Source organism: Chthonomonas sp. (assembly GCA_016788425.1).
GTDB lineage: Bacteria > Armatimonadota > Fimbriimonadia > Fimbriimonadales > Fimbriimonadaceae > JAEURQ01.
The window spans coordinates 122,675-149,204 of sequence record JAEURQ010000004.1; the positions used below are offsets into that span (position 1 = coordinate 122,675).

General features: G+C 62.3%; 27 protein-coding genes and 1 tRNA gene. 19 read left to right on the forward strand and 9 right to left on the reverse strand.

Annotation, left to right across the window (positions count from 1 at the left end):
- Position 1 precedes the first annotated feature (1 nt).
- The 4 genes from JNJ45_10410 (at position 2) to JNJ45_10425 (ending at position 3,959) form a co-directional block, all read left to right on the forward strand.
- Positions 2-1,093 (forward strand): phosphopentomutase, encoded by a 1,092-nt coding sequence (locus tag JNJ45_10410; GenBank protein ID MBL8049080.1) that lies wholly within the window; start codon positions 2-4, stop codon positions 1,091-1,093.
- The gene (locus JNJ45_10415) at positions 1,094-1,756 is read left to right on the forward strand and encodes a hypothetical protein (GenBank protein ID MBL8049081.1); all 663 of its coding nucleotides are present in this window, start codon (positions 1,094-1,096) and stop codon (positions 1,754-1,756) included. It begins immediately after the preceding gene.
- Positions 1,753-2,100, forward strand: a complete 348-nt coding sequence (locus tag JNJ45_10420; protein ID MBL8049082.1) for a P-II family nitrogen regulator — start codon at positions 1,753-1,755, stop codon at positions 2,098-2,100. The genes JNJ45_10415 and JNJ45_10420 overlap by 4 nt, the downstream gene beginning before the upstream one ends.
- Before the next feature lie 71 nt (positions 2,101-2,171).
- Positions 2,172-3,959 carry a hypothetical protein gene (locus tag JNJ45_10425; protein ID MBL8049083.1) on the forward strand — a complete coding sequence of 596 codons (1,788 nt, stop codon included), beginning with the start codon at positions 2,172-2,174 and terminating at the stop codon, positions 3,957-3,959.
- A gap of 38 nt (positions 3,960-3,997) precedes the next feature.
- Here JNJ45_10425 and queF read toward each other — a convergent pair whose 3' ends face one another.
- Genes queF through JNJ45_10440 form a run of 3 tightly spaced genes read right to left on the reverse strand, consistent with a single transcriptional unit; the run spans position 3,998 to position 5,600 of the window.
- Positions 3,998-4,351, reverse strand: coding sequence for an NADPH-dependent 7-cyano-7-deazaguanine reductase QueF (gene queF / locus JNJ45_10430; protein MBL8049084.1), 354 nt, complete (start codon positions 4,349-4,351; stop codon positions 3,998-4,000).
- Positions 4,352-4,354: 3 nt separating this feature from the next.
- Positions 4,355-4,909, reverse strand: coding sequence for a hypothetical protein (locus JNJ45_10435; GenBank protein MBL8049085.1), 555 nt, complete (start codon positions 4,907-4,909; stop codon positions 4,355-4,357).
- A gap of 22 nt (positions 4,910-4,931) precedes the next feature.
- On the reverse strand, positions 4,932-5,600 hold the full coding sequence (locus JNJ45_10440; protein ID MBL8049086.1) for a PEP-CTERM sorting domain-containing protein: 669 nt from the start codon (positions 5,598-5,600) through the stop codon (positions 4,932-4,934).
- A 142-nt stretch (positions 5,601-5,742) separates the two neighbouring features.
- Here JNJ45_10440 and JNJ45_10445 point away from each other — a divergent pair, with 142 nt between their 5' ends.
- Positions 5,743-6,348, forward strand: a complete 606-nt coding sequence (locus JNJ45_10445; GenBank protein MBL8049087.1) for a hypothetical protein — start codon at positions 5,743-5,745, stop codon at positions 6,346-6,348.
- Positions 6,349-6,521: 173 nt separating this feature from the next.
- Complete coding sequence (locus tag JNJ45_10450) at positions 6,522-7,016, forward strand: hypothetical protein (protein ID MBL8049088.1); 495 nt, start codon at positions 6,522-6,524, stop codon at positions 7,014-7,016.
- Between the two features lies 1 nt (position 7,017).
- On the opposite strand, the gene JNJ45_10455 is transcribed toward JNJ45_10450, so the two are convergent.
- From JNJ45_10455 to JNJ45_10465, 3 genes are all read right to left on the reverse strand, one after another.
- A tRNA-Leu gene (locus JNJ45_10455) sits at positions 7,018-7,103 on the reverse strand.
- Between the two features lie 12 nt (positions 7,104-7,115).
- Entirely contained in the window at positions 7,116-7,982 is an 867-nt protein-coding gene (locus tag JNJ45_10460; protein ID MBL8049089.1) for a tyrosine recombinase XerC, read from the reverse strand.
- Between the two features lie 65 nt (positions 7,983-8,047).
- Positions 8,048-10,627, reverse strand: coding sequence for a S8 family serine peptidase (locus JNJ45_10465; protein MBL8049090.1), 2,580 nt, complete (start codon positions 10,625-10,627; stop codon positions 8,048-8,050).
- A gap of 167 nt (positions 10,628-10,794) precedes the next feature.
- Between JNJ45_10465 and JNJ45_10470 the strand changes: the two genes are divergently transcribed.
- Positions 10,795-11,016, forward strand: a complete 222-nt coding sequence (locus JNJ45_10470; protein ID MBL8049091.1) for a hypothetical protein — start codon at positions 10,795-10,797, stop codon at positions 11,014-11,016.
- Between the two features lie 12 nt (positions 11,017-11,028).
- Here JNJ45_10470 and JNJ45_10475 read toward each other — a convergent pair whose 3' ends face one another.
- Positions 11,029-12,288: an MFS transporter gene (locus JNJ45_10475; protein MBL8049092.1), complete on the reverse strand. Its 1,260-nt coding sequence runs from the start codon at positions 12,286-12,288 to the stop codon at positions 11,029-11,031.
- A 41-nt stretch (positions 12,289-12,329) separates the two neighbouring features.
- On the opposite strand from JNJ45_10475, the gene JNJ45_10480 reads away from it, so the two are divergent.
- The 9 genes from JNJ45_10480 (at position 12,330) to JNJ45_10520 (ending at position 21,515) form a co-directional block, all read left to right on the forward strand.
- Complete coding sequence (locus tag JNJ45_10480) at positions 12,330-13,166, forward strand: AAA family ATPase (protein MBL8049093.1); 837 nt, start codon at positions 12,330-12,332, stop codon at positions 13,164-13,166.
- Positions 13,163-13,828, forward strand: coding sequence for a helix-turn-helix domain-containing protein (locus tag JNJ45_10485; protein MBL8049094.1), 666 nt, complete (start codon positions 13,163-13,165; stop codon positions 13,826-13,828). The genes JNJ45_10480 and JNJ45_10485 overlap by 4 nt, the downstream gene beginning before the upstream one ends.
- Positions 13,818-14,894 (forward strand): type IV pilus assembly protein PilM, encoded by a 1,077-nt coding sequence (pilM, locus tag JNJ45_10490; GenBank protein MBL8049095.1) that lies wholly within the window; start codon positions 13,818-13,820, stop codon positions 14,892-14,894. Before JNJ45_10485 ends, pilM begins: the two co-directional genes overlap by 11 nt.
- Before the next feature lie 4 nt (positions 14,895-14,898).
- Positions 14,899-15,492 (forward strand): PilN domain-containing protein, encoded by a 594-nt coding sequence (locus JNJ45_10495; protein MBL8049096.1) that lies wholly within the window; start codon positions 14,899-14,901, stop codon positions 15,490-15,492.
- Positions 15,489-16,187 (forward strand): type 4a pilus biogenesis protein PilO, encoded by a 699-nt coding sequence (gene pilO, locus JNJ45_10500; protein ID MBL8049097.1) that lies wholly within the window; start codon positions 15,489-15,491, stop codon positions 16,185-16,187. The genes JNJ45_10495 and pilO overlap by 4 nt, the downstream gene beginning before the upstream one ends.
- Complete coding sequence (locus JNJ45_10505) at positions 16,180-16,857, forward strand: hypothetical protein (GenBank protein ID MBL8049098.1); 678 nt, start codon at positions 16,180-16,182, stop codon at positions 16,855-16,857. Before pilO ends, JNJ45_10505 begins: the two co-directional genes overlap by 8 nt.
- A gap of 91 nt (positions 16,858-16,948) precedes the next feature.
- On the forward strand, positions 16,949-19,597 hold the full coding sequence (locus JNJ45_10510; GenBank protein MBL8049099.1) for a hypothetical protein: 2,649 nt from the start codon (positions 16,949-16,951) through the stop codon (positions 19,595-19,597).
- A gap of 70 nt (positions 19,598-19,667) precedes the next feature.
- Positions 19,668-20,894: an aminoacetone oxidase family FAD-binding enzyme gene (locus tag JNJ45_10515; GenBank protein MBL8049100.1), complete on the forward strand. Its 1,227-nt coding sequence runs from the start codon at positions 19,668-19,670 to the stop codon at positions 20,892-20,894.
- Positions 20,895-20,939: 45 nt separating this feature from the next.
- Positions 20,940-21,515, forward strand: a complete 576-nt coding sequence (locus tag JNJ45_10520) for a PEP-CTERM sorting domain-containing protein (GenBank protein MBL8049101.1) — start codon at positions 20,940-20,942, stop codon at positions 21,513-21,515.
- Positions 21,516-21,563: 48 nt separating this feature from the next.
- Here the strand turns inward: JNJ45_10520 and JNJ45_10525 are convergent, their stop codons facing one another.
- Entirely contained in the window at positions 21,564-22,163 is a 600-nt protein-coding gene (locus JNJ45_10525; GenBank protein MBL8049102.1) for a 1-acyl-sn-glycerol-3-phosphate acyltransferase, read from the reverse strand.
- On the reverse strand, positions 22,160-22,693 hold the full coding sequence (locus tag JNJ45_10530; protein ID MBL8049103.1) for a phosphoribosylglycinamide formyltransferase: 534 nt from the start codon (positions 22,691-22,693) through the stop codon (positions 22,160-22,162). Before JNJ45_10530 ends, JNJ45_10525 begins: the two co-directional genes overlap by 4 nt.
- 185 nt (positions 22,694-22,878) lie before the next feature.
- Between JNJ45_10530 and JNJ45_10535 the strand changes: the two genes are divergently transcribed.
- The 3 genes from JNJ45_10535 to JNJ45_10545 are packed head-to-tail and all read left to right on the forward strand — an operon-like array spanning position 22,879 to position 26,525.
- Entirely contained in the window at positions 22,879-25,038 is a 2,160-nt protein-coding gene (locus JNJ45_10535) for a DNA translocase FtsK 4TM domain-containing protein (GenBank protein ID MBL8049104.1), read from the forward strand.
- Positions 25,025-25,660: an acyltransferase gene (locus JNJ45_10540; GenBank protein ID MBL8049105.1), complete on the forward strand. Its 636-nt coding sequence runs from the start codon at positions 25,025-25,027 to the stop codon at positions 25,658-25,660. Before JNJ45_10535 ends, JNJ45_10540 begins: the two co-directional genes overlap by 14 nt.
- Positions 25,661-25,670: 10 nt before the next feature.
- Entirely contained in the window at positions 25,671-26,525 is an 855-nt protein-coding gene (locus tag JNJ45_10545; GenBank protein MBL8049106.1) for a bifunctional 5,10-methylenetetrahydrofolate dehydrogenase/5,10-methenyltetrahydrofolate cyclohydrolase, read from the forward strand.
- Positions 26,526-26,530: the final 5 nt, after the last annotated feature.

The following is a 26,530-nucleotide window of genomic DNA, read 5'->3' on the forward strand; positions in this document are numbered from 1 at the left end:
CATGAAGCGCGCGATTGTCATTGTGCTGGATGGCTGCGGAGCCGGGGCGACCGCCGACGCGGCGGACTACAACGACCCGCACCAGCCGAATACGCTCGGTCATGTTTGGGAGAAGACCGGGCCGCTCAACACCCCCAACTTAGAACGGCTGGGCTGGTGGCGAACCGTCGGTGTGGGCGGAGATCCCGCGCCCGAAGCGGGTTTCGCGCGGCTAATCCCGCTCAGCAAGGGCAAGGACTCGGTGACCGGACACTGGGAGATGATGGGCATTGTCTTGGAGCGGCCATTCCCGACCTTTCCGAACGGCTTCCCGATTCCGCTGATCAAGCAATTCGAGTCGCGCATCGGCACGCAAACCTTGGCCAACCGCGCGGCGAGCGGGACGGCGATCATCAACGAGCTCGGCGAATTGCACTGCGACACCGGCTTTCCGATCGTCTACACGAGCGCTGACAGCGTGTTCCAGATCGCCGCGCACGAGGACAAAGTGCCGATTGAACAGCTGTACGAGTGGTGCCACATCGCTCGCGAGCTTTGCGTTGGACCGCACGAGGTGCAGCGCGTGATCGCTCGGCCTTTTATTGGCGAACCCGGCGCGTACAAGCGCACCGAACGGCGCAAAGATTTCCCGGTGCAAGCGCCGCCCAACCTGTTGGATCGCCTAGAGCAGCCGACGTTCGGCATCGGCGTGGTTCCCGAGCTCTTCGATGGGCGTGGCTTCCGCTCGGTGCGTCGCACGCAAAACAACGCCGAGCACGCGGTGATGATGCGCGAGGCGCTCGCAAGCGACGCCAGCTTCATTTTCGCGAACTTTGAGGACACCGACATGCTGTTTGGCCATCGCAACGATGCGCCGGGATTTGGCAAGTGCCTGGAAGACTTTGATGTGTTTCTCGGCGAGCTCTTGGCGAAACTCGGGTCGGACGACATGCTGATCATCACCGCCGACCACGGCAACGACCCGACCGACACCTCGACCGACCACACCCGGGAGATGAGCCCGGTGGCGATGTGGGGCGGCCCGCGAGGCGAACTCGGCACGCTCGAAGGCTTGGCTCACGTGGGCGATTGGGTCGCCGCGCACCTCAAGTAGATGCAACCGCAACCGTACTTTCCGGAAGCCGAAGAGCTCCCCGGCAATGCGGCGGGCCTCGATTACGACGTGCGTCTCGGCTTTATCCGCGACGTGATCGACCGGTTTACTCTGAGCGTATTGGTGGTGGCGGCGGCCACGGTATCGCTACTCAACTGGGCACCCGACTACGCCCGAGACCTGACCCGCTCGGCGCTGGCCGCGCTCGGCGCACTGCTGGTCGCGAGCACCTTGCGCAAGATTCGGCTCGGTGGCGAAAGCGACCGCCTGAGTATTTGGGTGTTGCCGTTTATCCTCGGCACCATGGCTCGCTTGGCGGCGGCGCTCACGCTCGCCGGAGTGCGACTGGAACTCATCCCCATTGCGGTGCTGGCGGTGTGGCTCTATCGCATGATGTGTGGACGCGATTTCAGCTTTTTGGGGTTGTTCACGCTCGGCTGCTTGCCGCTCGGCGTGGGCTGGGCGATTTTGCGTCCCGGCTGGTGGGGGCTGCTGTGGGGAGTGATGACATTGGCGTATGTGAGCTACGATCTCGCCGCGCTGCTGCAGCGACGACGCCTCAACGAGGCGGGATTAGCCGTGGTTGACCTCTACCGCGACGTGCTCAACTTCATCAGCTACACTTTTCGGGTCATCCATCATTGGCGCAACTTCCGCATATGAGCCAGTTTGTTCGCGTGATCGTCTACCTGAAGCCCTACCGCTTGGAAGGGGTGAAGGCCGCCGTCAGCGCGCTCGACGTGTCGGGCATCACGGTGCAAGACGTGCGCGGGCGAGGAACGTCCGAAGAAGCCGCGCGCGTGGTGGGCGGACAGACACTTTCGGTGTCGCTCCCGGTGCGAAGCAAGCTTACGGTGGTGGTGCCGGCGGAGCGCCAAGAGGAGGTGATCGCCACGATTTTGGAGCACGCTCACACCGGCGAGGCGAACGACGGCAAGATTTTTGTGGAGCCGGTGGCCGATGCCATTCGTATCCGCACGGGCGAGCGCGGCGAAGCTGCAATCTGATCGAGGGCATTTTGGCGAGGCCATCGAATTCCTTGCCGCACCAAGACGTCATAATTGGGTTGAGGATTGGAATGACGAAGGTTCGAATTGGATCTCTGGCCCTGGTGAGCATGCTCGCCGTGACGACTGCGTTTGCGCAGGTGAAGGTTAGCCTGAACGTAAAGGAAGGCGACAAAATCGGCGTGGAAAAGATGGTGGAGGTCGACCTGCAGAGCAAGGAAGACATCACTCAGGTGGAGTTTTACGTAAACAACGAGCTCCGCAACACCGACGACAGTACTCCCTATGAGTTTTTGATTGACGGCTTGACCCAGCCCGAGGGCAAACTGACCCTGAAGGTGCAAGCCTACACCGCGACCGGCAAGTCCGGTACGGTTTCGGTGACGCTGAACGTGGACAACGGCCTCGCCGCCGGTCCCGCCCCCTTTGTGGCGGCGGGCGAAGACTTGTTCCGCAACGGCAAGTTCAGCGAAGCCATTACTCAGGGCCGCCTGGCCCTGAAGGCGCAAAAGGACTACAATCCGGGCCGCTTGCTGCTGGCGAAGTCGAACCTGCAACTGGGCATTTTCGACCGCGCGGTGAAGTTCGCGGAAGAGATTTTGATTTCGGAGCCGAAAAATCTTGCCGCTCTCGATTTGGCCAGCGCGGCGAGTCTGCAACAGGCATTCAACTATTCCAACCGGAGCAGCAATCGCGACGAGATTCTCAACGTGCTGGGCGGGGCGTTTAAGTCCGCCGCCAAGTACCGCCAGAAGGTGTACCAAGCGCGGATTGATGCGTTTGGCGAAGTGAAGGACGACAATCTGCTCGACTACGCCGACCTGCTGACCCGAGCCGGACGCTATGGCGCAGCCGCCGACGCGTTGATGCCGACCTATATGAAGGATCGCACCAACACGCTGATCGCCAATCGCCTGTTCTACGCGATGGTGCGCGGCGGTCGGGCGCAAAAGGCTTACGAACTGATGACCGGCGCTGAGCGACGTAAGGAACTCGATGGTGGCGGCCTGATGATCATGGCGATTCTGCATGACCTCTACGGCAAAGCCACCCCGTCCATGGATGCCGAGCGCGCCGCGCTGCTCCAGGACAGCACGTCGGCCACGGTCACCACGGGCCAAGCGTTCTTTGCGCTCGCCAAAAACCGCACCGCTGCTATGCGCGGTGTGCTCACGGCGCTGGGCAAGAACTCGCAAGACCCCGTGAACGGCGCGTACATGTCGCAGTTCCAATATCGCCTCAACGACTTTGAAGGCAGCCGTCGATCGTTCGAAAGCACCCTTCTGGCCGAGCCGCTCATGTTTGATGCGTTCCTCAGCCGCGCCGCACAAGCCGTGGACTTCTCGTTCCGCAGCGGGACCGCCGAAAAGGACGCCGAGTACCAACGCCGCGCCGCCCGCATGTATCTGCAATCAGCTCTCGAAGCCAAGCCGGAATCGTTCCAGGCGCTCACCTCGCTCGCCATTTTGGCAGTGACCGAAAACAAGAGCGAAGAAGCGATTGGCCTGGCGCGCGCCGCGACGAAGGCCGGTCCCGAATACGGCGGCGGGTTCTACACGTTGGGCATGGTCGCCTCGCTTCGAGCCAAACTGTTTGGCGACCGCGAGCAAGACCTCCTGCTCAAGGCGAAGCAAGCCGCCGGTAACGGTCTCGCCGAAGACGCGAAGAAGTTCGCCGCCGATGCGGCTTTGGCTGGGGCCGAAAGCCGCAAACTGGCCGCCGAATCGGATGAGGCCATGCGGACGGCGGGCAAGTTTGATCCCGCGAATCTGGCCGGGCGCACGGTTCCGCAGCCGCTGGTGGCGTGGACCTACGTCAGCACGCAAGGCCGCATTCCGCTGCTCGCGATGACTCGCTAAGACAAACAAAAAAAGGGCCGAAGGGCCCTTTTTTTGTTTCAGCCGAGGTCGGGTCGCGGCCCGGTTTCGACAGTGATGACCGAACTAATGCCGCCGCGTACGGCGAATCGTCCGGTGATGCGCATCCAGCGCGGGCTGCACGAGGCGGCCAGTTCTTCCAGCAATCGGTTGGATACGGCTTCGTAGAAGATGCCTTGATCACGGAACGAGTGGTAGTAGTATTTCAGGCTCTTGAGCTCGATGCACGTGGCGTCGGGAATGTATTCCAGATCAATTGTCGCAAAGTCGGGCAGGCCCGTTTTGGGGCAAACGCTCGTGAATTCCGGGCAGCTATGCGCAATCAGGTAGTTCCGCCCCGGCGCGGGGTTGGGGAAAGTTTCCAGTGGGGACACGCCTTAAAGGTACCACGCGCGGTGACACTCTTCAACGATCCAGCGGGCTCGGCGAACCTGGCGCGACTTCGACATCACCTCGAACGGCGGGATGTGAAGGAAAGCCGACTTGATTTCCGGTCGCCTGGCCAGCGCGCAGAACAACGCGTAGTTGCAAAGGTATCGCCCGGGATCGGTGCGCAATCGCAAGCCGCGCGTGTTGCCCTCGGCCAGGGTGGTGGCTAGCTCGGCGGGGACAAGGGTTGACCCGAGCCTAGCCGGGGCGTCGGGCACAATCGAGCCGCGGCGCGCTTGGCCATCCACATCCACCAGGCCGGTCACTTGGTTGTGACCGATCAACTCCAAGTGCTGCTCCTTGGCGGTGGCGTCCACCCCGATCATGAGCAGGCATTCGGTGGGACTCAGGTCCGCCAAAAACTGGTCCACCGCCGCGTAGGTCACGGGCAACACAACGGCATCCGGGCTCAATGCCTGAGCCAAGATGCCGCTGGGGTTTTCGGTGACGTCGCCGAACGGGCCGAAGCCTGTGACGACCCAGCCGGGCGGAAGTTGCTTCACCGCCAGAGCCTACCCGTTGAACCTAGCGCGATCGTCGCCGCAGCAGCATGATGCCGCCGAGGCCGAGCGCGAGCATACTGGCGGGTTCGGGCACCGGCTGACCGTTCACTCGGAACTGCGAAGGAATCCAATTGGTGTCTTCCCATGCGCCATTGAGGTGCCGCACTTTGGGGTTGTCGCCGATGGTCCAGCCGGACATGCCGACCTCGCCGCCGCCGCCTTGCGTGTGGCCCCAGCCGTAGATTGCGCCCGGCGCGAGGCTGCTGCCGACGACCCAGTACTTGCGTCCGCCGCGAATGTTGCCGGTGCCATTGGGCGCGCCCGGTCCACCTGGCTTGTCGCCGCCACTTCCGCTACCCCCGCCGCCAACTGCGGTGGCCGTAAAGTTGTATTCGGACCAGGCGTCGCCCGGATTCGTGCCGCTGAGGTTAAAAATGATCGCGCCCGGCTTGTTGTTATCGTCCGCGTGGATGTTCATGATCAGCGGCGTCGTGCGGATCATGCCGAATCCCCACATGGTGATGCCCGAAATGTTGGCATCGAAACCCGGCGTAAAGCTCATCGCCGTGCTCATGTCGCCGCTACAAATCCACCCCGATTGTTGCCGCTGAAGGTGCAGATTGCTGACCAAAGTTTGGGCACTGGCCACACCAACCACACCCAGAGACAAAACGAACAGTGTAAGTTTCATTGCGAAAAGTTGCGGGCAAGAACCATGCCAGCCCCACCGATGCCGTTCCGCTCTCAGTTCGGTGGGTTGGTTGGTGTTCCTACCAGGGGCGGGAAACTCTGGTGAGCATGCGGGCTGGCGGGTTTGCCGGGTATTCCGAGACATGCCTTTGCAGAACCGCGTAACGCCCTTTTCCCGGATCGAGCGGTCGGCGGCGCGTGGCCGCGTGATCGGCAATCGCGGGATTCTGCACAACGCGGCCCAGGAGCTGGAGTGCGAGACGTGGCGGCACAAGGCGTGGATCGCCTGCGCCTTGGAGTTTCGCGGATGGCGACGCCCCGTGATGAGCGCCCGCTCGTGGACGGAACTGTTCTTTTTGGATGAGGCGGTCGCGTTGGCGGCGGGGCACCGCCCGTGTGCATTCTGTCGGCGCGCGGACTACCTGCGGTTCTGCGCCGCTTGGGCGGCGGCGTTTGGGGCGCGGGCAAGTGCCAAGGAAATGGATCGCGTGCTGCACGCCGAGCGTGTGCCCATGATCCGCGGCGCGCGTCCGCCGGTGGATGTTCTCGGGTTGCCGGACGGGGCATTCGTGGAGAGCGCGGGGTCGGCGTGGCTCGTTTGGCGCGGGCAGGCACATCGCTGGTCGCACGAGGGGTACTCGGGGGCCGTGGATTTGGGAGCGCTTCGCGACGCGCGGCTTGTCACTCCGCCGAGCTTGGTCGCGGTTCTGCGCGCGGGATATGTGCTGGCGGAGCCGCCGATGGTATAAGTAACCCTGTGAACCGACAAACCTGGAGCATCGGGCTGTTCCTCGCCAATCAAATCTTGATGGCGCAGGAAAGTCGTCCGACTCAGCCGGTTCAGATACCCAGCCAAGTCCCCACGTGAGTCGGATGACCCGGCGAAGGGCAGTTCCTCGGTTCGGGGAGCAATAAGGGGGAAGTGCAGCTTACGCTGCGCTACGCCAACACAAAGGAGGCGCGTCCGCGATGGCGCTTCAATGCCGCCTACGGCCTGAGCGACCGACTGCTGCTCGGCCTGGAATACAATCCCGCCGTCGGCGAGGTCAACCCCACGGCCAACTGGACGCTTCTGCCCGAGAAGATGGATGCCTGGCCGCCGATGATTTCGCTGGGCACGTCCAGCGACCGGATATTCTCGCCGCCCGGAACGCAGAGCTACTTCCTGACCTTTGCCAAAAGTTTGCCGCGCCTCAAGCTAGACCCGTATGTTTCGCTCAACTACTCGGAATGGGAGCGAACGTTCACGGTACCCTTCGGCATCAGTATCGCCCTGCAACCGCAGTGGAGCCTCATGATTCAGAACGACGGACGGAACACCCACTGGCTCCTAAACCGGACCGGCAAGCGCAACAATGTCTCGCTCATCCTCATCAATGGCCGCCATTTCGGCATTAGCACCGGCGTAAAAATCTAGCTGGTGCCCGGGGAGGGACTCGAACCCTCACGGTATTGCTACCAAAGGATTTTAAGTCCTCTGCGTCTACCATTTCGCCACCCGGGCGGCAGGCAGAGTTTACCGGGGTTCAGATTCGGGCGGGGGTGAACTGCGCGGGTGCGCCGTGCGCACCGTATCGCGTAGCCGCTCGACGCTCACGTGGGTGTAAACCTGCGTCGTGGCCAGGCTTTCGTGCCCCAAAAGCTGCTGCACCGTTTTGAGGTCCGCGCCGTGATCCAGAAGGTGCGTGGCGAAGGTGTGCCGCAGCGTGTGCGGACTCACGCTGGGGTCGAGTCCCGCGCGGCGCGCCCAACGCTTCACGACATTGCCCACCGTGCGCACGCTCAGGCGTTGGCCGCGATCGTTGGTGAACAGCGCAGGCTCGCCGCCACGTCGCTTGGTCAGCCAAAGTTCCAGCGCATCCCGGGCGGTCTCGTTGAGGTGGACGATGCGGTCCTTGTTGCCCTTGCCATGAATCCGAGCCTGCATGGTCTTGAGGTCAACATCGGGCAGGTTGACGCCGACCACCTCGCTGGCGCGGAGCCCAGCGGCGTACATCAGCTCCAAAATCGCGGCGTCGCGCTCTGCGGTCTTGGTCCCTTCGATCTCGTCGAGCAACGCCTGGGCTTGGGGCTCGCTCAGCGCCTTGGGGAGAGTCCGTCGCTGAAAGGGAGCCTGCAGCGACTCGGTCGGATCGGTATCGAGCATCCCGGCCAGACGCAGGTAGCGGACAAACGACCGAATGGCGGACAGCTTGCGCGCCCGAGTACGGCTTGATGCCCCGTGTTCGCGAAGGTAAGCGCGGATGGCGGTGGAATCCAGCGGGCGGTCCGGCAAGAACGCCACCAACTGGCGGAGGTCCGAGCCGTACGACCGGACGGAATGCGCCGAGCGCGTCGCGCTGAGGTGCGCGAGATATTGCTCAAGAGTGGCGGGCCAATCCATGGTCGTTCAAGAAAGAGACGAGGCAGGAAGTCGAAACTTCCTGCCTCGTTGGTCAGCGGCCGCGTTTAGCTGCCGACGTTGACGGTGGCCGTTTGGCTCACCGAACCGCGCGTGGCGGTGATGGTCACCGGAGTGGCCGAGCCCGTACCGACCGCGGCACCAACCACGGTGATCGTGGTCTTGCCCGACGGCACCTTCATGGTTTGCGGCACCGAGAGCAGAGCGCTGTTGCTGCTGCTAAGGGTGTAGACCTGACCGGCGGGGCCGGCCGGACCGTTCAGCGTGATCTTGAGGGTCACGGGACCGGTTCGCAGGCTACCCGGGGTAGCCGTGAAGGTCGTCATGGTCGCCGGATTCACTCGCAGCGAGTTGCTGGCGGTGAGGCCCAGGCGAACGGCGGTGATCGTCGTGTCGCTCGAAAGGTTGACGCCGCTGGTGCGAACGGTGAAGCCACCGAACGTGTTGCCCGCGGGGACGTAGATCCAGTTTCGCGTCGGGCGCGAATCCTTGGTCTTGTCGCTGCGAAGAGCCACGGCCACGCCACCCGTCGGCGCCGGTGCATTCAGGTGCACCTTGCCGGTGATGTTGTTGCCGCCGATCACGTCGTTCGAGGTCAGTTCGACCGAAGCCACGCCAATCGGAAGGACGCTGAGAACAGCGCTTCGACCACCGATGTCCGAGGTCGCCGAGATGGTGACCGGAACTTGGTTGCCGGTTCGAGGTCGTACGTTCTTGGTGGTGATCGTGAAGTTCACCGAGGTGTCGCCGGTGTTCGCCGTGATCACGCTGGGAACCGTCGCAACCGTCGTGTCGCTGCTGGTGAGTTCAATCGCCAGAGGTTCGGCAGCCGGTTCGGCGAGGGTAACCGTACCGACGCTGTTTTGCACGCCACCGATAACGCTACCCGGGCTCAGTTCGAGGTCCGAAAGGCCGGTCGGGACGTCCGCCGAAATGACGACGGAAACGATTTGCGAACCTGCGGGAGCGAGCGAAGCGCCCTTGTGCGAGATACGGATGATGTACTGTCCATCAGGATCGTCAACTTGGCATTGCTCGGTGTTGTCCACCGTGTTGTCGCCGCGCGTGGCGGGGTCGCCCGGATTTTCCGGATCGAGCTTCCACGGCAGGTAGACATCGCTGGTCGCGGTGTCGATGATTTGGACATCAATGTCGTTAACCAGGGTCGGCGTGCGGCTGTCCAACACGTTGTTCACGGCAGTGCCTGCCGGGTCCGTCCAGTTGGCCGTCACGCGGAGCGGTTGGCCACTGCGAGCGGTGATCGGAATGTCAATCACTTGACCCGATCGAACCGTGATGTTTTGCATCATGGCGGCGTTGAGGAGGCCATTGCTGACAGCAGTTGCGCCCGCGCTGACATCCAGCAGCCCCCAACCATAAATGTAGTCGGGACCGATTTCGCCGGCTTCCTTGGCGGTGTGGAACGCCACGGCCTTGAGCATCGAAGCGCGCATCGGACCGCCCGTGCGCAAGACATAAAGGTCTTGCAGAAGGCTAAGGCCGCCCGTGGTGGTCGGCGACGACATGGACGTACCGCTGAATGCAGCGTAGCCACCGGGGACGGTCGAAACCAAGTCCACACCCGGAGCCGTGATGTCCGGCTTGACGCGGCCATCGTCCGAGGGACCCCACGAACCGAAGCCTGACGCGCGGACCGAATTGGGTCCGGTGTACGGGCCGAACAGTTTTTCCGTCGCACCGACGGTCATCATGTTCTTCGCCATCTTGTCCGAGCCGATTTGCTCGTAGCTAAAGGCGTCTTGGCGGACGTTGCTGGAGCTCGCCCAGTCGCCGTTTTGCCACACCCAGTGATCCACCGGTTGCGTGTCGGGCGATTCGCCGTGCTTGTTACCGGCCGAGGCTACGTAAAGGTAGAACGGCGCGCTGTACAGCATTTGGTCGATCTGTCGAGCGTAGCCCGAGTACATCCCAAAATTGAAATCCTTGACTTCGCTGACGGCGGGATCGCCGAGCCAAACCCACTTGCCGTCGCCGCGGTAGTTGAACACCCAACCGGCGAGGAACCCGTAGGAGTGGTTCGAAAGCATGAGGCCGCTGGGGATTTCGCCCACGATTTCGGCGTCATCGTTGCCGGCATCGTAGAACACGCCGGAGCCGTTGTACGACATACCCTTGGCTTGCGGATTAAGGCCGACGGCCCAAATGGTTCCGCTGACGTGCATCCCGTGATCGGATACGCTGAAGTTGTCGCCGCGGCGGATGCGACCACCGAACTCACCAATGGTGATGTCCGCGCCGCTATCCCACACGCCGACTTTAGCGCGCGAGCCATCGAGGTTGAGACCCGACTTGCCACCGCCCCAAAGATCGGTCGCGCCGATGTTGCGGGCGGCGGTGAGGTTGTCGAAGGCGCGCCAGATCGGCTTGCCGTTCGCGGCAATGTCATAGATCCATTGCTGCTGGTTGTTCAAAGTGCGGGTCGACTTTTCACCCGTGCGCGTGACATAGGAAGTAACGCGGGTTGATCGGGCGGCATCGTCGCGCTGAAACTGAGCGCGCATGCGGTTGAGTTCGACCGTGTTGGTTGTTTGAGCGATCGCCATGCCAGCGGTGGCAAGGGCGAGCGCCACTAGACCAAGCTTGGCGGGCGGGAACGAGATATTCATGGCAGTTGTCTTGAATGAAAAAGTGCGAGGCGAACCCCGTTAAACGTACTATATCACCGGATGCATCGATCCGTTACAGAATAGATGCTTCAGACCGGTAGAAAGTTGGGTGTTTTTCACACATTCGCCAGGAATGGGGTATCTTTCTGGCGTTCAAGGACCATTTTATGCGCATTCGAAACAAGGAACTCCGCAACCGTTGGCGACGCAAGGAAGATCGCATCAAGGACCTCCGCAAGGAAGCAATGGCCGCCGGCAAGTCCGGCAAGAAAGTCGCGAAAGCAACTGCCGCCCCCAAGGTCGTGAAGGCCGAGAAGCCGGCTGGCGAACCGAAGCCGAAGAAGGCTCCGGCCGCTAAGAAGAAGGCCGCTGAAGCTCCGGCTGAGTAAAGCCAACCTTCGTTAGGATTCAATCGGTGCCTGCTCCTCAGGAGCGGGCACCGTTATTTGCGCCCGGCGGAACTCCGGCAGCGCCAGGGCGATAAGGCCCACCGCGGTAAAGCCGAGACCGCTCACCAAGAACGAGGCGTGTAGCCCGAACACTTGGATGAGCTGGCCGAAAATCAGCAAGCTAATCGGCGTCATGCCCATGTTCGCCAGACCCATGAACCCGAACACGCGCCCGCGCACCTCGTCGGGCACTTCAAGTTGAACGTAGTTGGTGATCGGAATCTGCAGGTAGGGCACAAAGATGCCGCACGCCGCGTTGAGCGCGACGAACACCGCGTAGTTGCGGCCCCACGCCATGGCCGCCACCAGCAAGCCGATGAGCACCACCGGCACCGCGAACGCCAGGCCCAGCCGACGCACCGGGTGCCGTCCCAAGTAGAGGCTGGCGAGGATCATGAACACAAAAAACGAAGCTTCGACGATCGCCAAGGTCACAAACTCGCCGCCGAACCACTGCCGGTTGGCCGCGAGATAGGTCGGATAGAACGAGCCGATCATGAGCGTTGTGCCGCAGCTCAGCGCGACGATCGTCAGCAGCACCCGGTGCGAGCGCACGTAGTGCCAGCCCTCGCGAAACTCCTCTTTGGCCGAGCCCGAACCGCTGGTCCCGGCGGTGGGTAGCGCGGGCAGTCGCGCGATGAACAGGGCCGACGCCAAAAAGCTCGCCGCATTGATAATGATCGCGATGCCAAACCCGAAGCCAAGGCCCAGTTTCGCCAATGCGGTCAGCACCATGGTCGAGCCGAGCAAGCCCAGCAGCGGCATCGTGTTTTGCGTCGCCAGGCTCAGGCTGTTGGCCTCGTTCACTTGGTCCTCGGGCACCAATCGGCTGATGCTCGCATTTTTGGCGGGAATGAAGAACGCGTTGACCACCGAAAGCAACGCCGCGACGACAAAGATTTCTGGGACCGTGAGGCCGGAGAGAAGCTGCTTTGCCGCCGCGATCAGCAAGACCACGGTGCTGGCCACATCGCAGAAAATGAGGATGCGGCGGCGGTCCAGCCGGTCGGCAATGACCCCCGCGTAGGGGCTCAGCACGATGTAGGGAAGACCCTGCACCAGCATCACCAAGCTCACGATGCGGGTGTCCTTGGTTAGGTGGTCCACCATGAACCCGAACAGCAAAAAGTAGAACGAATCGCCGAGCTGCGAGATGAGCTGCCCCAACCAAAGATTGCGAAAGTTTCGGTTTTGGAGGACGCGCCACTGCACAAAGTTAAAGCTACCAGGAAAGTCTGCCGATAACCCAAGTGGTGATCGTGGTGAATGCCGAAACCAGCTACTGGGCTCAGTGGGGCCTCGCGGAGGATCCTTTTGCACAAGGGTACGACCGCCGTTTTGTGCGCCTGACCAACTCGCTGGAGAACGCGCTCACGCTCCTCTACTTCACCGTCCAGCGCAATCGCGGCGCGGCTTGCGTCACCGGCGAAACGGGATCGGGCAAGTCCACGCTCTTGCATCACCTCAAACAAGTTCTCGTCGAAGAAGGCGCGCAAGTTCTGGCGTTTTCGTTGCGCGGCCTGACCCCGGTCCAGTTGCTGAGAACGATTCTGCAAGGACTTGGCTGCCCGGCTATCGCCGACGACGTGCAATTGCTGCGGCAAGCCGTGCACCTCGAGCTTTTTGAGCGCGCAGAGCGCGGCCCGCGTACGATTTTGATGCTCGACGACGTGGACGCCGTCGAAGACCCGGCGATTCTGGGGCTGCTCGACGAGCTGACCAAGGCTCGCGTGGGCAGCAAGTACCTGATCAATTGCATCCTGGCGGGCGGCTCTACGCTGGTGCGCAACCTCTCGATTCACCCCGAGTTTTTCACGCGCCTCGCCTTCCAAGTCCAACTCGCGCCGCTGACCGCGGCCGAGGCGAGCGACCTCATTCGCGACCGCTTCGCGGCGGCCGGGTGGAAAGGCGAATCGTTCCCGATCTCGGTTGAGGCGGTCGAGTTGCTTCACCAAAAGGCCGCGGGAAATCCGGGCCGCATCTGCCAATGGCTGCACCAAGCCATGGCCAACGAACTCTGCGCCCGTGCGGGCGTGGTTGACCCCTTTTACCTCTATCAAGTTTTTAGTCACGGAGAAACAGCCGCATGAACCTATTCCAACGAATCTTTCACCACCTCGATGAGCTTCACGATTACAGCCCCACGCCGGCGCGGAAGTTCAGCCCCAAATTTGATGCCACCCCGACGACGAATCCGGTGGCGATTGAACCTGAAGCAACCCCTATGGAGACTGTAATGACCTCGATTAACGCCGACGTGAGCGAGACGATCACCACCACCGACCGAACGGACCGCCTGATTCAGGATGCTATCCGCGCGGCGGGCGTCTACGACACAACAAAACCGACCCAACCGATAAATAGTGCAATCGTTGAGGCTACTTCTCCGTCTTTAGGAACGGAGACCATGGATTCGGTCAGTACAACACAGGATGTCGAGACCTCGGCAGCGGGCACGAATGCGCTTCAAATGGGGCGGATTTTGCTGGAACTTGACCTCTCGCCCGAGCAATCCATGCAGCTCTTTTCGGCCACCCTCGCGACCAAGCAGTCGATCATGACGCTGGAAGAAGTCGCCGAGATGCTTCGTCTTGAAACGTTTGAAGTCGCCCAACTCACCCGCCAAGGGCAGTTGCCCGGGTTTGTGGCGGGCGCGAATCTCCGCTACCGCCGCACGGATGTAGAGGCCTTTGTCGCCTCGCAACTGCACGCCATGCGCACCGAAACCACCCCTCAAAATCATGTCGCGTAAACAAGGTTCAACTCTCGGAATTGATATCGGGCACTCGGCCATTAAGGTGGCCATGGTCGAACCGACGAGCCTCGGTTGGAAGGTCTCCTCGGCGTACACCGTTGACACGCCCATGGGCGCCGTCGTCGATGGCGTGGTGGTGGACGTCCCGCTGGTGGGCGGCATTCTCCGCGCCCTGCTTAAGGACAACAACCTCGCTGGTCGGCTGGTGAACCTCTCGGTGGCTTCGGCCACGGTGGTGGTGCGAACCGTGGCGATGCCGAAGATGACCGCCGAACTCCTGCAGAAATCCATTCGCTTTGAAGCCGGGCGCTACATCCCGAACTCGATTGAAGACAGCTACGTGGAGTTCGAGATCCTCGGCGATCTCGACGAGACGCAGATGGAAGTCATGCTCGTCGCGGCCCCCCGCGACCTCGTGAATTCACGTATCGCGGCGTGCGAAGCGGCCGGCCTTGAGGTCGAAGCCGTGGACCTTGAGCCGTTCGCCGTCTACCGCGCGCTCATCGAGTCGGACAGCCTTTACAATTGGGAAGAAAAGACGTTCGCCCTGGTGGACCTCGGTGCCCGCACGACCAACGTGAGCGTGGTCAGCAAGGGCCGGTTCATGCTCACTCGCACGATTCCGCAAGGTAGCAACGCACTTTCCGATGCGCTCGCGAACTTCTTTAAGCTCTCGCGCGAAGATGCCGAATCGGGCAAGGCTCAGCTGGATATCTCGCCGCTGGCAGGAGACGCCGTTGTGGAAGCTGCGCCGCTTCGCGTGCTGCAGCCGCACCTCGAAGAAACTCTGCGCGAACTTCGCCGCAGCCTGAACTTCTTCACCACCCAGGCCACCGAGGCCGGTACCCCGGAAGCGGTGACGCACATGGTGTTGACTGGTGGCGGCGCCGAACTGGGCGGCCTCACCGAGTACCTCAGCGCCAAGCTGGGGCTGAAAGCCTTGAAGATTGGAGTGATGGACAACCCCCGATTCACGTCGGGAGTGAGCCACGACCTTGGGTCGGGTAGCAACTTCACCGTTGCATCCGGGTTGGCGATGAAGTCCAACGAGCCCGCCGCTTAACCTTATGCCAAACATTAACCTCATTCGCGAACAACGCATTCTGGTCCGGGCCCAGCGTCGCAAGACGAAGCTGGTGTCGGCGGGCGCCCTCGGCATTTCCGTGCTGGCGCTTGGCTTCCTCGGCATGCAATGGATGAATCTCTCCGGCAAGCGCGCCGCTCTGGTGGATGCAAAACAAAAGCACGAGCGCATTTATCCGAAGGTCGAGCAAATTGACGAACTCACCGCTCTGGTGGGCAAGCTCGAACCCAAGATGCAGAATCTCGACGATTCGCAGCGAGCCACGAAGCGCTGGTTTAGAATCCTGAACCACCTCGCCAAGAACACGCCGCCCGACGCCTGGTTGACGCAGATTCGCTCGACGCAGACCATGGCGACCGAGCCGGTCGCGTTGACGATTCAAGGCATCAGCGGGGGGCAAGGTTCGGCCGCGGACATGATGAACCGTCTGCAAGCGAGCACCGATTACGAAGGCGTGGTGCTGAACTACACCAACGAAGAAGTTTCGACCGACCGAACGGGCATTAAGTTTGAGCTCACCGCGCGGGTCGCGGGAACAGCTCAACCGAAGCCGAAGGAAGAGGAGGAAAAGGCATGAAGAACACGTCCAACCCCACAATGATCGCGGTCTTGGCAGGCGTGGTGGTCCTCGGCTCCATCGCCGGTGCCATCAGCTTTATGGGCGACGCGGGCAAGAACGATCGCGAAGCCAAGGCTTTGCTCTCGCAGATTCGCGAAGAAGCGACGGTGGATCGCGAACTCGCGGCCATCAACGAGCGGCTGCAACTTTGTAACAAGCGCCTGGAGCACATTGTTGACGAGCGACCGGAAGTCGCGGTCTCGGGTTTGATGACCCGCCTCGAGCAAACCGGTATCGCCAACGGCCTCATCGTCACGGGCGTGCGCCCCAAGGACGACGCCAACAAGCCGGCGCCGAACCAGGGCAAGGAAGGCGACAAGCCGGTTCGCAAGGATTACGACGATCAGCTGATCGAGGTGAAGGGTTCGGGCGAGTACATTTCCGCGCGTCGCTTCATCGAGGCGCTGGAGAACTTTCCCAACATCGTGCGGATCGAGAGCCTCGATATCTCGCCTCGCCAAAACGGCACCCGCGACAACAGCCGCGGTTCGCTGGACATGACGATTACTCTGCGCGCTTACCTCTACCCCGAGGTAGAGCAGCCGAAGGCCGGCACCGAAGAGCCGGGCGGCGGAAAGAAGCCGACCACGTCGGTTGAACCCTCGACTCAGGCGCGCGGCGAAAAGACTTCCCGAGGAGAAAAGAATGGCTAAGAGCGAAAAAGAAAAGAAACAGCTCATCGTGATGGGCGCGTTGATGACGGTGATGGTCGGCGTGGGGGCGTTCTCGTTCCTCGGCGGCAGTAAGCCGACGGCACCCGCCAAGGCGGTGGCCAAGGAAACCTCTCAGCCGGTCGAGAATCGGGACTATGCCGACGAAAGCGGCGTGAAGGAAGGCATTCGCAAGTATGCCGGCCCCGAGTTTCCGGAGCGCGATCCGTTTAACATCCCCGGTGGTTTGGGCGCAATCGCGGCTAACACGGCGGCGGCTGGTCCGGCGCCCAAGCCCATTGGCGGCGGCCCTGGCCCGCGAGCCACAAGTGGCGGTGCGGTGCCCAACACCAGCGGTTTGCAACCCATGCGACCGGACTTGACGCCGATGGGTGGCGAATTGGATCCGACCGCGACCACGGTGGGCAACACCCAGCCGACGGCGCCAACCAAGGAAACCGAGTTCAAGCCGACTCCCGAAGACCCCGGTCTTTCGGTGGTGGGGGTTGTGAAAGGTGACGTTCCGACCGCGATCCTGCAGGACCACGGTGGAAAACAATTTTTAGTAAAACTCGGATCGGAAGCTTTTGATGCGCGGCTTATTGCCGTCGCCAGTCGTCATGTTGTGATTGAGTATGGCGGCAAACAGCACATCCTTCACTTGGCCCGGTAGAGCGCAATCACTGCGATCTCGCTGGTTCCTGGGCGCGACTCTGGTTTTCGGAGTCGCGCCTTTTGCGCTTGCGCAAGCGAAGATCTCGGGCGTGACCACGGGCGTGACCCAGGGGGCCCTTGTGGTCACTGTGGCGGGCACCGATCTCAAGTCGCCGAAGGAACTTCGCGTCATGCGGGACACGGTGTACATTGCCGAGTTTGAGGCAGCCCTCGCGGGCGGCGTTAAGCCCGGTAAGGTTTCGGTCCGCAAGCAGGGCGTGGAGTACGTGCAGTACGGTTGGTACACCGCCCGTCCGCCAAAGGTCCGCGTCAGCATTCGCCTGACCGACCCGGCGCTCACGCCGCTGATTACCAAAACCGCGGACGGTTTCGTGATCACGATTCCGAAGCAAGCCAACGCTGGTTCGGACACCAATCCGTTGCTGCCGAATCCGGCGGAAACGCCGGTCAAGACGGCGAACCAAGATTCGACTCCGTTGCTGACGGCGACGAGTGCGCAAGGCGCGCCGGACTTCATGAGTCTGCGCCGCAACGACACGCCGGTCACCGAGCCGACGCCGACCCCGTTGCCGCAACCGACGCCGAAGCCGCAAGTCCAGACCAAGCCGCAAGCGACGCCTCCGAAGCAAAACGGCTTTGAAAAGGATGTCCGCAGTAACGCGGTCGAAAAGAAGCGCACCATTTCGCTTGATTTCGTCGCCACGGACGTCAACCTCGTGCTGAAGGCGCTGGCTCTGCAATCGGGCGCGAACATCGTGACTGCCCCGAACATGAAGGGCACGGTGACGGTGAGCATCGCGAACGTCCCGCTGGATTCGGCCCTTGACTTCGTCACCGTACCGAGCGGTCTGCGATGGGAACGTGTCCGCGGAACGACTTACGTGGTCGCGCCGAAGGAAAAGATCCGTGAGATCGTCAACGAACTGAGCCGCCGCGACCAGGCCGTGAGCACCACGCTTATCGTGCCGATCTACAGCGGTGACATTCGCCAGATTCGCGAGACCGTGACCCGCGCGTTCATTCCGAGCACGAGCGAAGGCTCGTTCGAAATGCTGCTGTCCAGCGAAATTTCCTCGGAAAAGAAGGAATCGTCCACCTCGGAAAGCGGCGGCGGTTCGACCGGAGCCGAAGCTGATGGCGGCGGTGGCGGAGCTAAGGTCGATCCCGGCCAAGGTGGCGGCGGCGGTGGATCGTCGTCCAAGTCCGAGAAGAGCACGGCCTCGCTGGCTCCGCTGGACAACCTTTACATGATTCTCATCGGCAACGACGAGATGGTGAGCCGAGTCCGTGATTACATTACGCAGCTCGACCGCCAAATCTGCGCCAGCTACGGCATCGAGCCGAGCGTCAGCAGCGCGTTGGTGACCGACACCTACACCATCCGCTCGAAGACCCTCAAGGCCAAGGCGATGATCGATAACGTGAGCTTCCAAGGGTTTGGCCCTGCCTTCCCGAAGGTTGCGCTGCACGCCTCGCCGGAAACCGGCGAGCGCCAGTCGGTGATCATCGTCGGACGCGAATCGGAAGTGGCTCGCGCCAAGCAACTCCTCGCCGAGTTTGATGGCGTCGGTGACAACATCGCGGTGTACGATCTGAAATTCTCCGACCCGCGCAGTGTCCGCGATCAGGTGATGTCGTTCGTCCCGGGTCTGCAAGTGGACTTCGCTCCCGCCGGAGCCGGTGCCCCGCGCCTTTACGAAGGCATTCGCGCCGGTAACAAGGCGACCAGCGAAATGAAGGGCGATGGCGGCGGCGGCGACGCGCAAGACGTCTCGGCCAAGGGCGAAAGCAAGGACTTTGACAGCGCGCTGAGCCAGCCGTTTAACGAGCTGGAAAAGACCGCTCAACCAATGCGCTTGATTCTGCGCGGTTCACCCGAGCAGATCACCCGCGCGGCTGCGTTCATCGAGCGCATTGACCTGGAGCCCAAGCAAGTGGCCATTGATGTCCGCGTGGTGGAACTCTCGCGCAGCGAAGCTCTCAAAATCGGCATCGACTGGAGCATGCTGACCGGCGGTATCGCCCGCTCGATCCGCATCAACCAGAACCCCGGTCGCACTCAAGATGACATCGGCACGCTCGAAGGCGAAACCCGCGTCAACTACAACCTGAACGGTCAAACCGGCAGCTTGTTCTCATCGCTGGATCAGCTGGACGCTTCGGGCCGCGTGATTAGCCGCCCGAACCTGCTGGCCATGGATGGCCGCGAAAGCGAAACCTTCATCGGCGAGACGATCCGCTACGTGGAATCCATTCAGTCCACGCAGAACGGCGTGACCGTCACGACTGCGTCCATCGGCGTGGGTATCCGACTCGCGGTGATTCCGCGCATCGGTGCCGATGGTAAGATCACGCTCGACATGCGACCGGTCATCCGCTCGCTGAAGGGCTTTACCTCGGTCCCCGGCGGCGGCCAACTTCCGCAAACCGTGGAGCGCGTGATGACCAACACCGTCATGGTCAACTCGGGCGAAACCATCGCTCTAGGTGGCCTGATCACCGACACGGAATCCAAGACCATGGGCGGCATCCCGCTGCTCAAGGACATTCCGCTCCTGGGTCGTCTGTTCAGCCGCGAAACCAAGAATCGCGATCGCCGCGAACTGGTGTTCTTCATCACCGTGCGTGAGGTGAACACCGAAAATCGAGGCCGCGTGGCCGCTCCCCGGGATGCTGAGAAAAATAATGGCCTGGTTGAGGAACAAACCAAGCCCGAGAAAGTCAAAAAGAAGGGTTGACACAACCCCTGCAGATCTGCCCTCCCGACCAATCGGGAGGGCCCTTTTCTTTTTCGCCACAATAGAGGGCATGGTGATTGTGGTGGGAGCGGGCGCGGCGGGCATCTTTGCGGCGTGGCGCGCGGCTCAGTGCGGTCACCGCGTGGTGCTGCTGGAAAAGACCGCCCGCATCGGCACCAAGATTTTGATCTCGGGCGGCGGCAAGTGCAACATCTGCCACGCCGGTCCGATTGAGGACGTGCTCCGAGCGTTCCGCAAGAACGAAGCCCTGTTCCTGCGTCCGGCCATGTACCGCTTTTCCAACGAGCAGGTGGTGGACCTGTTCACCTCGCGCGGGCTGGAGGTTTACACGCGGCCCAACGGACGCATTTTCCCGGTGGACAAGACCGCGAAGGACGTGGTCGCGATTTTGGATCGAGTGCTGCGCGATGCCGGCGTCGAGGTCCGTGTAGAGACCCCAGTCTTGGGCCTGATTATCGAGGACGGTCGTTGCCTGGGTGTGCGGCTCGGCTCGGGGGAGGAACTCCGAGGCGAGGCCGTGATTCTGACGGTGGGCGGGAAGTCGTATCCCAACTCGGGCACCACCGGCGACGGATACCCGTGGGTGCGGGCCGCCGGACACACGCTGGTCCCGATTCGCGCCGCCCTGGCGCCCATGCGCACCGATCCCGCGCGCCCCGAGCTGAGTGGCGTCTCGTTTCGCGATTGCCTGCTCAAGGCGCGAGCGGGCGGCAAGGAAATCGCGCGCTGGCGAGACGACTTGCTGATGACCCACCGCGGCGTGAGCGGCCCAACCGTGCTCGGCCTGAGCCGAGAATGCGCCGAGGCGACCGGGCCGGTCGAACTGCTGACCGACTGCCGTCCCGACCAAAGCTACGAAGCGGTGAGCGAGGAACTTGTGCGGTGGTGTCAGATTCACCCCAAGCGCACCATCAAGCGGTGGCTGGAGGAGACGGTAGCGGCGAGCTTGGTGACGGAACTGCTTCGCTCCGCGCAGGTGGATGGCGAGACGTTGGCCACGAACCTCGGCAAGAAAGAGCGCAATCGCCTGGTCGAGGTGACGAAGAATTGGCCGCTCGGCGGCGTCGCGGAAGTGATTTTGGACAAGGGCGAGGTGGTCGCGGGGGGCGTCGCCCTCGACGAGGTCGATCCGCACACGATGCGCTCGCGCAAGTGTGAGCGGCTGTTCCTCGCCGGCGAAATTCTGGATGTCGCGGGGCCGGTTGGCGGCTATAACTTGCAGGCGGCGTTTAGCACGGGTTGGGTCGCGGGCGACAGCGTGAGCAAAAACCCGTAAAACTACCTGCCGCAGGATCGGCGCTTGCCTGTTACTATTTATGGGATGAAGTGCTTTTTGTCCCTTGCATTAGTGGCGAGTGTGGGCCTTGCTTCGGCCACCAGCCTCACCCTGAAAATGGTCGCCGACGACTTTTTTGAGGCGTACATTTCGACGTCGGACGCTGTACAGGGCACCCAGTTTGCCGCGCAAGTCAACACTTGGCAAGCCGGTACGGTCACCGGAACCGTCGCGCTGACGCCTGGCATGACCAACTACCTGCACATCCGTGCGCGCGACGTCTTTGGCGCGCCGTCGATGATCGTGGGCGAAGCGTCGCTCAGCGACGCGGGCTTTGCTTTCGGCAACCTGACGCAGAACCTGCTGACCAACACAACTGATTGGCAAGTAAGCCTCAGCGGATTCGGTAGCGGCTATGTTACGCCGACCCTGATCGGCTTTAATGGCGGCGGTCCGTGGGGCACGCAAAGCGGCATTTCGCTGAACGCGGCACGAATTTGGTCGAACCAAACTGCCGGCGAGCACTACTTCACGACGGCGATTCGCGTTGTTCCGGAACCGGCTTCGCTGCTGGCCTTCGCGCTGGGCGGTCTGCTGGTCCTTCGCCGCAAGAGCAAGTAACTTAGAGCTTCATCGCTAACGGGGCACGCCATGCAGCGAGCCCCGTTCTTATTGCCCGGTTAAGCGGCGCAGTTCGCTTTCCAGCCAAGCCATGATCTCCTCGTTTGTGGCTTCGGGCGCGAAGCGTTGCACGCGCCCAAACCGCGCCCAGACCCACCGGAACGCGGGCCGCGGAATCATGCTGCCGTAGGGGATCACGCGGTTCGTGTTCTGCAAACCACAGCACACCACCGGCACCTGCGCGCGGCTGATAATCAGCGCGACCCCGCTTAGCAGCGGCTGCAGTTTGCCATCTTCGCTTAGGCGGCCCTCGGGGAAAATCCCCACCGTTTGGCCCTGGCCAAGGTAGTCAATCGCCTTCTTTAGCGCGGCCCGATCGGGCGCCCCGCGCCGCACCGGGAACGCGCCAAAGGCGCGGATGAACCAGCCGATGGACTTCATTTCGAACAGCTCGCTCTTGGCCATGAAGGTCACGTGTCGCCGCGCGCCGATGTAAGCAAAAGCCGGGTCGCAATCCGAGAGGTGGTTGGAGACGATGAGAAGCCCGCCGCGCGGCAACCGCTCTTCATGAATCGAGCGCAGCGGCCCGAGCACGAACGTGACAATGGTGCCGAACACTCGGCCAAACGCTAACACAAACGGGTTCAAAGCAGGCTCCTCACCACGCTTGGGTACAGCTCGTGTTCTAAGGCCAACACGCGCGCGGCAACGTCGTTGGCGGTGTCACCCGGATGCACCGGGCAGCGCAGTTGGCCGAGAATCTGGCCATCGTCGTACACGGACGTCACTTGGTGGACCGTGCAGCCGGTCTCGGTGTCGCCGCTCGCAACCACGGCCTCGTGCACGTGCATGCCGTACATACCTTTGCCGCCGTGGCGAGGCAAAAGCGCGGGGTGGATGTTCAGCACCCGCCCCGGGAATGCGTCCAAAACGGAATCCGGCAGCAGCCGCAAGTAACCGGCCAAGCACAGCACCGTGACGCCCGCCGCCTTCAACGGCGCGACCAGGTCGTCGCGGCGCGGATCGAGCGCCAGAGTCGGCACGCCAAGCTCGGCGGCTCGCGCCAATCCGGGAGCCTCCGGGCTGGGCGCGACCACCAAGGCCACGGGCAACCCGGCCTGAATCAGCGCCGCCATGTTGGAGCCGCGCCCCTTGGTCCCGATGAGAATTCCGACCACGCGCACAGTTTATCTTGCATTTAAGGTCGCTTAGGCTATACTGAACCTAAAGCAACGCCAAGGAAGGTGCTGTGATGAACAACGAAACGAGATCAAGGATGCCAACCTCCACGCGGTCTAAAACGAAGCGCCGAGCTGCCGCTGCCCCCCAACGATCGCATCGCCACGACGATACCGCCGGCATTGTGCTGATTGCGGTTGGCGTGGTGATGTTGCTAGCGCTGGCCATGGGCAACGCAGGCGCGGTGGGGCAAGCCCTTAAAGATGCCGCGTACACGGTGTTTGGCCGAGTCGCTTGGGTGGTGCCGTTTGCGCTCGCCGCCATGGGAGTCGCGTTCATTCGCGGACGCCAAGCCATGCAGATCACCAGGGTCAGCATCGGCATCGGCCTGTTGTTCCTGTGCATCGTCGGGTTCTTTGCCCGGTCACTTCACGGCGATTGGTTTGACCACGCGACAGTGGTCGCCTCGGGCGGCTATGTCGGCGGCGCGGTGGCCTGGGCGCTCAATTGGGCGCTGGGCGGGGCCAGCATGGTGGGGCTCGGCGCGCTCGGCATGATCGGTATCGTGCTGTGCCGCGAGTTTCCGCTGCGCGACTTTTTCGAACGATTTCAGCTGCAACCCATCGCGGGTCGTGGCCAAAGCGAAGTGCGCGTGACCGGTCGCGAAGCCCCGGATAAAGCGGTGGTCGTCAACCGCGAACGCATGGCTCGACCCAGCAACGCCGCCGCCGAGCCGGACGACGAAACTCCGCCAACCCAGCGATTGCAAACCCGGCGCATGCCCAAGATGACCGAGGCGGTGCCGCCGACGAGCCTCACCCAGAATTCCACGCCCGAACCCAAGGAGGGCTACACGTTGCCTCCAATGACGCTGCTGGCGATGCCTCCGAGTCGGCCCAAGCGCAGCGCCGAAGAGATGCAGCGCAACATCGAGACCCTCGAAGACACGCTCGACCAGTTCGGGATTGAAGCGAACGTGGTCGAAGTCGCGACCGGTCCGACCATTACTCGCTACGAGATTCAGCTTGGTGCGGGCGTGCGCGTGGGTCGCATCACCGCGCTCGCCGACAACATCGCCATGAATCTGGCCGCGCGCTCGGTGCGCGTCGAAGCCCCGATTCCAGGCAAGGCCGCCATTGGCGTGGAAGTGCCCACGACCCAGCCGAGCATGGTCAGCCTGCGCGAGGTGTGCAGTTCGCCAGAATTTCTCGACCACAAGTCGCGCCTTGCTTTTGCCCTCGGGCAGGATGTCGCGGGTGCGAATCGCTACGCGGACCTCACTAAGATGCCTCACCTGCTGATTGGCGGAGCCACCAATAGCGGCAAATCCATTGGCTTGGCGACGATCATCACGAGCCTGCTGGTCCGAAATACGCCGAAGGACCTGCGCATGGTGATGATCGACCCGAAGCGCGTCGAACTCTCGCTGTTCGACGGGATTCCGCACCTGATGTGCCCGGTCGTCAAGGACGTTAAGGAAGCGCCCGGCGTGCTCCGCGCGGTTTGGCGCGAGATGGACATTCGCTACGATCTGTTCAGCGAGAAGGGCGTCCGCAACATTGAGGGCTGGAACGCCAAGGCGAGCTTCGCCGACCGCATGCCCTACATCGTGGTGGTCATTGACGAGCTTGCCGACATGATGATTCAGGCGAAAGCCGAAGTGGAAACCAGCATTGTGCGCCTGGCGCAGCTGGCCCGCGCGGTGGGCATTCACCTGGTGATCGCCACTCAGCGACCCTCAGTGGACGTCATTACCGGCCTCATTAAGGCCAACGTGCCCTCGCGGATCGCGTTTGCGGTGTCGTCGCAGATTGACTCGCGGACGATTTTGGATAGCTCGGGCGCCGAAGATTTGGTAGGCAAGGGCGACATGCTGTTCCTGCCGATTGACGCCGACAAGCCCGTGCGGATGCAGGGCTGCTACGTCAGCGAACAGGAAATCGAAGACGTTTGCAAGCACTGGAAGGAGCAAGAACTGCCCAACTACGTCCTGAAGCCGATCACGGTGGAGTCCACGAGCGCGGGCGGCGAAGATGGCGGCTCCGGCGGCGACCTCGACCCGCTGTTTGGCGATGCTGTGCGGTGGGTGGTCGAGCGCGGCCAAGCCTCCACGTCCATGCTGCAACGCCGATTTAGCATCGGGTTCCAACGCGCCTCGCGGCTGCTGGACCTGATGGAAGAAAAGGGCATCGTCGGCCCGCGCGACGGACCGCGGCCGCGCGATGTGCGCATTGATGTGCGCGACGTCGAAGGCGTGCTCGGCGGGCAAGGTGTAGCTTTCGACGGCCCCGACCTTGGGTTTATGGACGAGGAAGCCGAAGGTGAGGAACGTGAACCGTTCTGATTACTTTGCCCGGCTGCGCGCGGCGGGAGTGTCGTTGCCGATGCTGCTGATTCGCGAGGTGCTGTTTAAGCTGGCGGGCAAGCGCATCCGCGCGGACCACCGCGTGCAGATCCGCGGCCTCAAAAACATCCAGACCAAAGGTCATTTGGAAATCGCGACCGAGTACGTGGGCTTCATGTCGCCGCGCGAAGGAACCTGGGTGAACGTGCAAGGTGAGATGGTGGTGAACGACTTTTTTGCCTTGGGCCGAGGCTGCCGCGTGGATGTTGCCCCGGGTGGCAAGCTGATTTTGCACGGCGGTCGGGTGACGGCGAACACCACGTTCATCGCCACCAGTCACGTCGAAATTGGGCGCGGCTGCACGATTTCGTGGGGCGTGGAGTTTCTGGATACCGACTTTCACACGCTGAGCTACGACGGCAAAACGGACCGCGACCCGAGCATCGTCATTGGCGAGCGAGCCTGGATCGGGGCTCACGCCAAGATTCTCAAAGGCGTGCGCATTGGCAACGGGTGTGTCATCGCCGCGAACAGCGTGGTGACCAAATCGTTTGACGGCGACAACTTGCTGATCGGCGGAAACCCGGCCCGCGTCCTTCGCGAAAACGTCTCCTGGCAGTAAACTAGGGGTCATGCCCCTGCTCCTGGATGGTAAGTTTCTTGCGACCGAACTGAGGAGGGAATTGGCGGATCGCGTGGCTGCTTTGGTCGCTCGCGGAGTCACGCCGCGCATCGAAGTTGTGGTGGCCTCGCAAGATCCGGCGAGCCTCGCCTACGTGCGAATGAAGCGTACCTGGGCCGAGAAAGCCGGCATGATCAGCGGCTCGTGGGAAGTCACCGCCCAGACCACGCAAGCCGAACTCTTGGCCAAGATTCACGAATTGAATGCCGACCCCAGCGTGCATGGCGTGCTGATTCAGCACCCCTTGCCGAAGCACCTGGACGAGGACGCGGCGCTGCTCGCGTTGGGCTCGGCCAAAGACGTGGACGGCATCACGCCGGACAGCCTGGGCCGCCTGGTGGCCGATCTGCCCGGATTCCGCTCGGCCACGCCGCTTGGCATTATGCGGCTGCTGGAGCACTTTGGCATCGCGTGCTCGGGCAAGCGAGCCATCGTTATCGGCCGCAGCGTGATTTTGGGCAAGCCCGCCGCGCTGATGCTTTTGCAACGCCACGCAACGGTGACGATCGCTCACTCGCGGACTGAGAATCTGGCCGAGCTCGTGCGCGAGCACGACATTGTGGTCGCGGCAGTGGGTCGCGCGGAGATGGTTCGCGGCGAGTGGCTAAAGCCGGGCGCGGTGGTGATTGACGCCGGTTACAACAAGGTCGAGGGTCGCTCGCACGACGTCGGCGACTGCCATTTTGGAAGCTGCGCTGCGGTGGCCAGTGCGATCACGCCGGTGCCGGGCGGCGTCGGCCCGATGACGGTGGCGAGCCTGTTATTGAATACAGTTGAAGCCGCCGAGCACACGGCGGTACACTAGAACCG

Bases quoted from the DNA above. Each gene is read 5' to 3' on its own strand.
- JNJ45_10460 (MBL8049089.1), bottom strand. From the start codon at position 7,982: ATGGATTGGCCCGCCACTCTTGAGCAATATCTCGCGCACCTCAGCGCG.
- JNJ45_10465 (MBL8049090.1), bottom strand. From the start codon at position 10,627: ATGAATATCTCGTTCCCGCCCGCCAAGCTTGGTCTAGTGGCGCTCGCC.
- pilO (MBL8049097.1), top strand. From the start codon at position 15,489: ATGAAGAACACGTCCAACCCCACAATGATCGCGGTCTTGGCAGGCGTG.
- JNJ45_10415 (MBL8049081.1), top strand. From the start codon at position 1,094: ATGCAACCGCAACCGTACTTTCCGGAAGCCGAAGAGCTCCCCGGCAAT.
- JNJ45_10545 (MBL8049106.1), top strand. From the start codon at position 25,671: ATGCCCCTGCTCCTGGATGGTAAGTTTCTTGCGACCGAACTGAGGAGG.
- JNJ45_10470 (MBL8049091.1), top strand. From the start codon at position 10,795: ATGCGCATTCGAAACAAGGAACTCCGCAACCGTTGGCGACGCAAGGAA.
- JNJ45_10495 (MBL8049096.1), top strand. From the start codon at position 14,899: ATGCCAAACATTAACCTCATTCGCGAACAACGCATTCTGGTCCGGGCC.
- JNJ45_10445 (MBL8049087.1), top strand. From the start codon at position 5,743: ATGCCTTTGCAGAACCGCGTAACGCCCTTTTCCCGGATCGAGCGGTCG.
- JNJ45_10515 (MBL8049100.1), top strand. From the start codon at position 19,668: ATGGTGATTGTGGTGGGAGCGGGCGCGGCGGGCATCTTTGCGGCGTGG.
- pilM (MBL8049095.1), top strand. From the start codon at position 13,818: ATGTCGCGTAAACAAGGTTCAACTCTCGGAATTGATATCGGGCACTCG.
- JNJ45_10440 (MBL8049086.1), bottom strand. From the start codon at position 5,600: ATGAAACTTACACTGTTCGTTTTGTCTCTGGGTGTGGTTGGTGTGGCC.
- JNJ45_10485 (MBL8049094.1), top strand. From the start codon at position 13,163: ATGAACCTATTCCAACGAATCTTTCACCACCTCGATGAGCTTCACGAT.
- JNJ45_10505 (MBL8049098.1), top strand. From the start codon at position 16,180: ATGGCTAAGAGCGAAAAAGAAAAGAAACAGCTCATCGTGATGGGCGCG.
- JNJ45_10420 (MBL8049082.1), top strand. From the start codon at position 1,753: ATGAGCCAGTTTGTTCGCGTGATCGTCTACCTGAAGCCCTACCGCTTG.
- JNJ45_10410 (MBL8049080.1), top strand. From the start codon at position 2: ATGAAGCGCGCGATTGTCATTGTGCTGGATGGCTGCGGAGCCGGGGCG.
- JNJ45_10520 (MBL8049101.1), top strand. From the start codon at position 20,940: ATGAAGTGCTTTTTGTCCCTTGCATTAGTGGCGAGTGTGGGCCTTGCT.
- JNJ45_10425 (MBL8049083.1), top strand. From the start codon at position 2,172: ATGACGAAGGTTCGAATTGGATCTCTGGCCCTGGTGAGCATGCTCGCC.